The 7,189-nt window shown below is 59.1% G+C and carries 6 protein-coding genes; 2 read left to right on the top strand and 4 right to left on the bottom strand.

The features are described 5' to 3' along the window. Positions 1-243 precede the first annotated feature (243 nt). A complete protein-coding gene (locus P9230_RS31850; RefSeq protein ID WP_199489650.1) occupies positions 244-516 on the bottom strand; it encodes a hypothetical protein in 273 nt (90 codons plus the stop codon). Positions 517-1,689: 1,173 nt separating this feature from the next. On the opposite strand from P9230_RS31850, the gene P9230_RS31845 reads away from it, so the two are divergent. Both P9230_RS31845 and rpoN read left to right on the top strand, forming a co-directional pair. Further along, positions 1,690-2,223: a peroxiredoxin gene (locus P9230_RS31845; protein WP_063169380.1), complete on the top strand. Its 534-nt coding sequence runs from the start codon at positions 1,690-1,692 to the stop codon at positions 2,221-2,223. A 68-nt stretch (positions 2,224-2,291) separates the two neighbouring features. Then, positions 2,292-3,725, top strand: a complete 1,434-nt coding sequence (gene rpoN, locus P9230_RS31840) for an RNA polymerase factor sigma-54 (RefSeq protein WP_063169381.1) — start codon at positions 2,292-2,294, stop codon at positions 3,723-3,725. Here rpoN and P9230_RS31835 read toward each other — a convergent pair. The 3 genes from P9230_RS31835 to P9230_RS31825 form a co-directional block, all read right to left on the bottom strand. Beyond that, positions 3,722-4,348, bottom strand: coding sequence for a nitrogen fixation protein NifQ (locus P9230_RS31835; protein ID WP_063169382.1), 627 nt, complete (start codon positions 4,346-4,348; stop codon positions 3,722-3,724). The two genes, rpoN and P9230_RS31835, sit on opposite strands and share 4 nt — an antisense overlap. After that, a complete protein-coding gene (locus P9230_RS31830) occupies positions 4,335-5,387 on the bottom strand; it encodes an LLM class flavin-dependent oxidoreductase (RefSeq protein ID WP_063169383.1) in 1,053 nt (350 codons plus the stop codon). The genes P9230_RS31835 and P9230_RS31830 overlap by 14 nt, the downstream gene beginning before the upstream one ends. Before the next feature lie 138 nt (positions 5,388-5,525). Further along, positions 5,526-7,127 carry an SDR family oxidoreductase gene (locus P9230_RS31825; protein ID WP_063169384.1) on the bottom strand — a complete coding sequence of 534 codons (1,602 nt, stop codon included), beginning with the start codon at positions 7,125-7,127 and terminating at the stop codon, positions 5,526-5,528. Positions 7,128-7,189: the final 62 nt, after the last annotated feature.

The raw sequence follows: 7,189 nt of genomic DNA, 5'->3' as shown, positions 1-7,189 counted from the left end.
TCCACATGGCAGCCTAAAGTCAAAAACGCCTATCAGTCGCCTCGCCCTGATCGAGGACAACCTGTTGAAGCTCCACAACTAGGTCGTCCAGCATCACAGTGAACCGCGTACGTAGTATTTTGTCGTAGGCGGCATTCTGGATAGCCGGATACGGGCTCTTCACCCGCTGCACCACCGATTGCGGGATGATGTCGCGAGAAACATTCACGGATTTCGTGAAAAAAGTGTACCCGCCGAAGAGCCCTACTCGCGGGGGCGGTGCAGCACCACCTCGGTGTCACTGCTCGTGTTCATGCGATGGACTAGGCCGGCCAGCTGTTGACGCAGCTCGCGGTAGTTGTAAGTCTCACCCGTGTAGACGAGCACCAAGTCAGGTCGGCCATCCCCCTGGAGCATCCTCGGCTGGCGGCCGCCCTGGATATCGATGATTGCCAGGCGGTGGTGTCCCAGCGCCGCAGGCCCGCCGATCCAAGTCCCCTCGTCGTCCGGACCGTGGTTCGCTATGGTGGCCGTCATATCGGCAAGCTCCCTTCGCGCATCGGGACCTCCGAGGTCTCGATTGAAGTCGATCCATTCACAGATGCCGCACAGGTTATGTCGCCGCATTTGGGCGAAGCAGATATAAGGCCAGTGGGAAACCATCGAGGCAAAGTGACGGATCTAGCCCAGCTACGATCCGCATCCGACATTGTCGGACATCGGACAGCACCGCGATTCGCTGCATAGGAAGCCTGGAGTCGCGATTTCCCCTGGGGGAATCAGCGCATGAAAGGAGAGCTGGGTCGTGTCTGCCGAAATGAGAAATTGCTCCCCCTTATTGCATCACCGAGGAATGTTACCCAGCGCGATAGACGGACATGCCCTATCTCCCCCCGTTGCAGCTGAGGGAGATAGGGGCCAGCTCTTCATTCAACCCTCATGGAGGATGATCAGCCCAGCCATTTCCATGCGCCGGCCTTCACAAGCCGTGCACCATTCAGGTTCTTTTCCTTGAAGCGCGACGATCCTTGTCAGACGTCGCAACACTTGCTGCCGAGAGCACGAGCTCTTCCTCGAGCATGCCTTGATCTGCGCCTCGAACGGCTCGCACATGCTGGGTTTCAACGACTTCGCAGAGGTTGATATTCTGCAGTGACTTCGTCTCGCTGCTGCACGGCATTGACGCTGGGAGCCATGCTCGCGTGGCGCAATTGTGCTGAAGCCGGTGCCCACGGCAACGTTTCTTAACCCGCCCCAGATCCTGGCGTTTGGCTATTTCCGACATTCGTGTCCGGCTTCGGACAAAGGCCGGGTTTGCCGAACGGAGTCGCACCCAATTTCCAGTGCTGCTTGAGCAATAATATCGACCGGCATTACTGCACAACACGAAAGTTGCTGCAAAAACCGAAGTGAACCCAAGGCATCGGGTCAATTGGCATGGCGCTTGCGACTCGGTCGATAGAACGCAGTCAAAATCACGGTTGCAGACCATGCCTACCTCTCAAAGCTCGATAAAGCACGCGAGCAAAATTCCCCGTCTCCGCGGAAGCTCGTCGCCGTTAAACGTGCCTGCTCGGGGGCGGTCTTGCACAAGACCGGTCCGAGGCAACCACGCCAAGGCGCGAGGCTGCCGGAACTGTCGACCGAAGTCGATGCCGCTTCAGTTTAACCGAAAAATGCACCGTACCACTTTGGCCTGGAAGCAAATCAATGACCTATAGAAAGAACGTTCCTCTCGTGACCTTTCGCACGCGTGTTCGCGATGAGTCGATCGGGGGGCCAAATCCTTATCAGTGGGAGAACAAGACCTCCGACGATTATTTCGGGGGCAAGCGCATCATCCTGTTCTCGCTGCCTGGCGCCTTCACCCCGACCTGCTCGACCTTCCAACTGCCCGATTTCGAAAAACTCTATGATCAATTTCTGGAACTGCGAATTGACGCGATCTACTGCGTCTCGGTCAACGATGCTTTCGTCATGAATGCGTGGGGAAAGTCCTTGGGGCTGCAGAAGATCGAGCTGATCCCAGACGGGTCGGGCGAGTTCACGCGCAAAATGGGCATGCTGGTCGCGAAGGACAATCTGGGCTTTGGCATGCGCTCCTGGCGATACGCCGCTCTGATCGACGATGGCGTGGTGGAGCAGTGGTTCGAGGAGGAAGGCTTCTGTGACAACTGCGAGACGGACCCCTATGGCGTTTCATCCCCGCAAAACGTTCTCGACAAATTGAAGGCGGCGGCATGACCCAGAAGTGGAAAGTCTCACACAACCCAAGCACACACTAGAGCCTCCTCGGCAGATCACGGTTCAACATGCATCTCTCAGCAAGCCTGCTTCAACGCCAGAAGCAACGTATGGTCTTATCGCCTCAAGCCATTGAAGCTATTCGCTTGCTGCGATTGACGCATACTGAACTCCATCAGCTCGTGCAGCAGGCACTCGAGAAGAACCCCGTTTTGAAGCCTGACCCGTTTGACGACGATTCGCCGCTGCCAGGGGTGGATCAGCGGAGCAGTCAAAGCAGAAGCGAAATCGGCGAATCGCCCATTGGCGGGCCGTCTGGCGGGCGCGGGCAATGGAAGTCGCAACGCAGTAGCGGCAACGATCGACCTGCCGTCGAGGAGTTTACCGCCCACACCGAAACATTGCACGACCATGTCGCCCGCCAGGTCGCCCTCAACCCGTTCACCCCCCAGGAGCGGCTGATTGCCGGACAGCTCGCCGCTCATCTGGAGGACACTGGCTATCTTCAGGTAAACCTTTTCGATCTGGCCAGGACGTTAAACGTTCGGCAAGCTGATGTGGAACGGGTCATCGGAATCTTGCAGCAATTTGATCCGCCGGGCATTTTTGCGCGAACTCTCAGCGAATGCCTGGAGATTCAGCTGCGCCAGCAAGACCGGTTCGACCCGGCTATGGCAGCTTTGGTCGCCAATCTCGAGATGCTTGCACGGGGGGATTTTCAGGGATTGAAGCAGCGTTGCGGAGTCGACGAGGAGGATCTCCTCGACATGAGGAACGAAATCCGCGCGCTCGATCCCAAGCCTGGAGACCGGTTCCAGTCCGGGACGCCGGAAACCATCGTACCGGACGTCTGGGTAATGCCCAAGTCCGAAGGTGGATGGCGGGTGGAGCTTGATCCGGCCACGCTGCCCAAAGTGTTGATCAACCACACCTATGTCGCCGAAATCTCGCAGCTGACCAAGCAAAATCCGGAAGGCAAAGCGTTTCTCGACAATTGCCAGGAAAAAGGGAACTGGCTGATCAGCAGTCTCAAGCAGCGCGCTAAGACGATCCTTAAGGTTGCGACCGAAATCGTGCGCCAGCAGGATGCCTTTTTTACACACGGCGCCGCCCATCTGCGGCCTCTCTGTCTCAAAAATGTCGCTGACGAGATCGGCATGCACGAGTCGACGGTAAGCCGGGTGACTTCGAACAGGTACATGTTGACTCCGCGCGGGGTGTTCGAGCTGAAGTATTTTTTCGCTGCGCCAATCGCATCCTGCGAGGGCGGCGATGCGCACTCCGCCAAAGCTGTCTGCCATCGGATCAAGGCAATCATAGCCGAAGAATCGCTCGACAAGGTACATTCCGACGAAGACATCGTTGCTCAACTCAAGGAGACCGGCATCGATGTCGCTCGCCGTACCGTCACCAAATATCGCGAGGCGATGAACATCCCTTCCTCCATACGACGGCGCCGCGATAAGCGTTTGTCCGCAGCTGCGATCAAGCGAAGTGACTAACCGACATTCGTGGTCGGCGAGAGGCGACTCTCAACTTCCTCCGGGCCGAAGCAGCTTTCGAAGTCATGGCATTCCCCGCAACTGGGTGCTGTGCATGACGAAAAGCCTTCGGCCTCACACAGCTTGCGGTAAAAGTACTTTTTCCATTTCATGTTTTCTGTGTTGCCTGCCGCCAGCGCGGGAAAATGTCTGGCAAGCAGGCGGCTGAGCTCAGCGCGATTTGAGAGGCCAAGATCCCGCCAAAGATGGTCCATGCGCATCGCACGCCGGGCGATGATCTTGGCCAAGCGGGCGCTCGCCGGGTCGGCCGGCGCAGCATGCGCTAGCAGCAGCCGGCGTAGCAGTTCCTCTTCCAGTTCCGGCTCGGGCTCGCTCAACTCCTCCAAAGCGAATACGCTGCTGGAGGTAGACGGGAAAGTTGCGGCCAAGACATCACGCAATTCGACAGACGAAAGGCCTGTCCCCTCCGTCGCCAACACCTCGCCCGCCTGGACCTCCTCAAGCGAACGTGAATGTACGCAGGGCAGCACATGCTGATCGAAGCTCCTCCCTAGCTCGGACCCACGCCATTGCGCGCTGGATAGGCAGCCATCATCGTAACGGCCGGCTTCAGCTTCCGGCATGACAAAGCGCCTTGTTGACCGCAGGGATGATCTTGTCGCCCCAGAGCTCGATCTGGCGCAGCATCGTCTTTTGGTCGAAGTCGCCCAATTGAGTCTGAACTGCGATCTGGTCCGGTTTCAAGATATCGATCTCTTCCAGCAGGCGATCAATCACGCGATTTACGCTGCCAATCGGCAAATTTTTGCGCATGGTCTCGAAGGACAGATCCTGCTGGGTCGGTGTCTCCTGCAGCAGGTAGCCATCGTGGCTCTGTTGGCGACGCTGATGCAGGGCTTCAGAAAGCCGGCGCTGGAAGCGGGCATTGTCGAGATAGCTGTTGATCTCCAACTCGTCGTGGCTGGCATAGCAGCAGCGCAGCAGCGATATCTTGACGTCGGTGACGTTCTTTTCCTCGGATGCCGCCGCCCTCTCGACTGATTCACGCAGTGTGGTCAAAGTCTCTAAGCCGTCGTGGAAGGCTGTGACAAAAAAATTGTGCCCCTCGCGGTAGGCCCGAGCCATCCGTGCGGCTCCGCCAGCGATCCAGATAGGCGGCGTCGGCTGCTGGACTGTGCGGACCGAAATCGCTGTTGGGGGGATCTTCTCATACTGGCCGTCGTGTTCGAAGACGTTTTGGTTGAGGCCCTTGAGAATGATGTCCAGGTATTCCGAAAAGACGGCCGGCGCCTCATCGATGTCCACGCCGAACCGTTCGAACTCGAACTGCTGGTATCCCAAGCCTACGCCGAGCTCGAGACGGCCGTTCGCAACGATGTCGGCGAAGCCGATCTCGGACAGCAGGCGCTGCGGTTGGTAAAGCGGCAGCACGCAGACGGCAGTGCCCAGGCGAATCGTGCTTGTCAAGCCGCCGCAGTGCGCCACCATCATCAGCGGGGATGGTATGAGGCTGTAATTGTTGAAGTGGTGCTCAGCAAACCACGCGGTGTTGAACCCAGCCTGCTCCGAAGCGACGGCCTGTTCGATGGAGTTGCGGATGACGCTTTCTGAGGATTGGTGATAGCCACGCTGGGCGGCCAGAATGAAAGTGGCAAATTCCATGATTTCTCCTCGTTATAGACACGTCAGCCGACCGGGAATGTGCTCGGCATGCGCATGCTTGGATCTCAAGCACCTCAGGTGCGTCGTGGAGCCGAGGCTTCATAATGCTCGGCCGGTCGCCCTGCGAAGGCCTGGCAATTAACCTGCGGCCTCCGCAAAACATTCGTCATAGAGCTCGCTGGCGTTTCCCGCATCACCGAACGAGGTCCAGCCGCCGTCCACGTAGAGGATCGAGCCGTTGATGTATGAGGCGTCAGACGAAGCAAGGAAGAACGATGCATCTGCGACGTCTTCTGGCCGTCCCATCCTGCCCATGGGGATGCGTCGTCCGATTGCTGTCAGGTCGATGCGGCCGGCTTTGGCCAACTGAGCAAGTGCGGGCGTGCGGATGTGGCCAGGAGCGACGGTGGCTGTCCGAATTCCGACCGGCCCGAGTTCGGCCGCCATGCAACGGGTCAGCATATCCATCCCCGCCTTGGAGGCGCCGTAGGCATGGCGCGGCGCGAACGGCAGAAAGCTGTCGATCGACCCGAGATTGAGGATCACGCCGCCCGGGCGCATAGCCTTGATCGCTTCGCGCGCGCAGGTGAAGGCGCCGGTAAGGTTGACATCCAGGACGTGTTCGAGCTGTTTCGACAGTTGCTCGATCGCAGGCACAATCCTGTCGGCGGTATCAGCACTATTGACCAGAACATCGATATACCCGAAGCGTCCCCTCAGTTCTTCGAACATCGACACCACATCGCTCTCGACGGCCACGTCCAGCGATTTCGCCAGATGCTTGCCGGGGAGCGATGTAGCCAGCTCTGCCGCTGCAGTGCCATCTTTATCAGCAATCACGACGGTGTCGCCGTTCGCGGCAAAGCGGCGAGCGACGGCCGCGCCAATGCTTTTTGCGCCACCGGTGACGAGCACGATTCGCGCATCTGTGCATTCGGCCGGACAGGAGAGCTCGGCTTGGAGCGCACCATCCACCGGCGGGTGAGCATCCCCCGGCTGGTTGAATGACATCCAGCCTCCGTCGACTGCCAGCACCGAGCCGGTGATGTAGCGCGCCTGCGTGCTGCTCAGAAAACGCACGACCCTGGCGATCTCGTCGGGGCGAGCCAAGCGCCCCATCGGCACGCGGCGGCGTATCGCCGCGAGGTCCATTTTGCCAGCGCGTGCCAGTTCTGTGACCATTGGGGTGCGGACGGAGCCCGGCGCCACCGCCGTGACGCGGATTCCTCGCATAGCCCACTCGCATGCAAGGGACTTTGTCAACGAGATCACGCCAGCTTTCGAGGCTGCGTAGGCGTTGCGCCTGGGATTGCCGACCACGCCCGCCATCGAAGCCACATTGACGATCGCACCGCCCGGCTTCATGCGCCGCGCCGCTTCCCGGGCCATAACGAATGGCCCAATAAGGTTCACTGTCACGCCGCGTCGGAAGGTATCGACAGCGGTGTCGATGATCCTATCCATCGTGGGTCCAACCGCCGCATTGTTGATGAGGACATCGATTTGCGCGAACCGTGCTTCGACCTGGCCGAAAAGTGAGAGCATGTCCTTCTCTCGCGACACATCGCACTCCAGACCGACGTGCGGCGACCCGAGATCCCGAGCCAGTTCAACCACACCACTGCCCGGAAGGTCCACCGCAACTACAGTGTCTCCGTCCGCGGCAAGGATATCGACCAGGGCACGGCCGATCCCGCCCGCAGCGCCTGTGATGATTACGGTGCGTGCTGCCAGTTTCACGAGAGCTTCTCCACGATGACCGCTTGTGATCTCAGCCCATCAACCTTGGGCGGAATGAAGGG

It is taken from the genome of Mesorhizobium sp. WSM4887 (assembly GCF_029625865.1).
GTDB lineage: Bacteria > Pseudomonadota > Alphaproteobacteria > Rhizobiales > Rhizobiaceae > Mesorhizobium.
Note: the sequence above shows the minus strand (reverse complement) of the source record. Positions and strands in the feature narration are given on the sequence as shown.